This window comes from Rahnella rivi (genome assembly GCF_019049655.1).
GTDB lineage: Bacteria > Pseudomonadota > Gammaproteobacteria > Enterobacterales > Enterobacteriaceae > Rahnella > Rahnella rivi.
Map to the genome: position 1 here is coordinate 1 of NZ_JAFMOX010000015.1, position 468 is coordinate 468.

1 protein-coding gene is annotated in these 468 nt (G+C 61.5%); it reads left to right on the top strand.

The window, feature by feature from the left end; genetic code table 11:
* Positions 1-468: hypothetical protein (locus J1779_RS00080; RefSeq protein WP_217202531.1), on the top strand; the 468-nt coding region annotated here is incomplete at both ends.

The following is a 468-nucleotide window of genomic DNA, read 5'->3' on the forward strand; positions in this document are numbered from 1 at the left end:
ACCGTGAAGGGGCAGGGCGAGGTGGTCCGTCTGATAACCACCCGCTCGAACGATATAGCAGCCCTTGCCGAAAACGCGGATGCCTATCGCGGACCTCATCCGCAGATCCCGCCCTTTAAACAATGGCCCGATCCCGTGGGCGGCTTTCGCATCCGATCGTACACCCTAGATGTTGCCGATCAGGACGGACGCTTCGGCAAGATCTTTCGTTGCACCACCTTCATTGTCAATGTCTTCCCGCCGCAGGGGGCGCGCGACGTCACCAAGTTGTCGCCGCACCAGCATGACGATTTCGAGCAGTGCAGCCTGGCCTTGCAAGGCTGGTACATGCATCATTTGCGCTGGCCCTGGATCGCCAACCAGCATGAATGGCGCGACGACGAGCACGTCAGGGTGGACAGCCCGTCGGTGTGCGTGATTCCGCCCAAGGTCATCCATACCAGCGCACCCTCGGCCCCGGGCGACAAC